Origin of the sequence: Bradyrhizobium sp. CCBAU 45384, from assembly GCF_028128665.1 — a bacterium.
In the GTDB taxonomy this organism is placed as follows: Bacteria; Pseudomonadota; Alphaproteobacteria; order Rhizobiales; family Xanthobacteraceae; genus Bradyrhizobium; species Bradyrhizobium manausense.
This window is the reverse complement of sequence record NZ_LBIZ01000044.1, coordinates 1-1,061: the sequence shown is the minus strand read 5'-3', so window position 1 is coordinate 1,061 and position 1,061 is coordinate 1. Positions and strand designations below refer to the sequence as shown.

The following is a 1,061-nucleotide window of genomic DNA, read 5'->3' as shown; positions in this document are numbered from 1 at the left end:
CATAATAGATCGCCTGAGCCCAGCCGCTCGCCGGCACCGCCTCGTGTTGAACAACCCAATCGAATTCTGGATAAATCGCGTCGGCCAGCACCGCCGCGCCCATAAGCCCGGACAAGGCCAAAACTTGACGAAAAGTCGCAATTTGCGCCGACCTTGGTCACCGGAAGAGGAGGAGCGATTAATCTCCCTCCTTTGCGACGGAGCCACTGCCGACGAAATCGGAGAACGGCTGGGTCGGACGCGTCAGTCTGTTTACGCTCGCATCCAGCGCTTTCAGAGGCAGCGGGGGCGAGCCAGTAGGACAAGCGGGAAATTCTTCCTGCAGTTGCCGGTTGTTTGATCCACTGCCGCAAGGTCGCGACCACTTTATCGGCCCGACATATAGTCGGCTGACCTTGGCGTGTTTGTCGTGTTGCGACCTCGCGAGGTGATGGGGATGCGGCTCGTACCTGCCCCCAGCAAGCGCGCGGAAGCGGCGATCGCCGCGAACCCGACGAAGTCGGATCGCGCCATCGCGGCCAAGATCGGGGTCGGCAAGGACACGGTTCGGGGTAGCATTGAAAGCGTACGCGGTGCGGCCGGGCCGCTCGCCAAATGCTCCCTGCTCGATAAATTTTTGAAGCCGGTTCATGTTTTACGGCCCTGTTGGAGTGAATGTTCGCTGGACGAAAGCTCCGCCTTTCGGATCACTTGCGCAAATGTACGAATAGCGCTGTCCGCCGCCGGGCGCGTCGGTATCGATATCGACAATGATCGGTGTCGATTGGCCGCGCCAGTTGGCCAGTTGCTCGGCCGGCATCGGCCGCGTACCAGATTTCACGACCTTGAGGCCCGCGACCTTAGGGAGAGCCCCCGTGGCGCTCACAGTGCAACGCACCTTTTGATCTGCTGCTGCGATAACGGACACGGGCACAATATAAACCTGAAAAGCTAGCATAAATGCCACGGCAACGGCGTGTGGCGTCCGCATACGTCAACTCCCTCGAAGACGGAATTCAACCACCGCCGCGCGGCAAAAGGCAAATGCTCCCCCGGGAGAGAAGGGATGGATTTTTGTGCAA

The 1,061-nt window shown here is 59.8% G+C and carries 2 protein-coding genes; one reads left to right on the top strand and one right to left on the bottom strand.

Going from position 1 to position 1,061, the window contains the following annotated elements; translation table 11 throughout:
* Nucleotides 1-43 precede the first annotated feature (43 nt).
* Nucleotides 44-340 carry a helix-turn-helix domain-containing protein gene (locus tag XH80_RS43835; RefSeq protein WP_442869099.1) on the top strand — a complete coding sequence of 99 codons (297 nt, stop codon included), beginning with the start codon at nt 44-46 and terminating at the stop codon, nt 338-340.
* A gap of 294 nt (nt 341-634) precedes the next feature.
* Here XH80_RS43835 and XH80_RS02945 read toward each other — a convergent pair whose 3' ends face one another.
* Nucleotides 635-970 (bottom strand): hypothetical protein, encoded by a 336-nt coding sequence (locus XH80_RS02945; RefSeq protein ID WP_271597260.1) that lies wholly within the window; start codon nt 968-970, stop codon nt 635-637.
* Between the last annotated feature and the right edge of the window lie 91 nt (nt 971-1,061).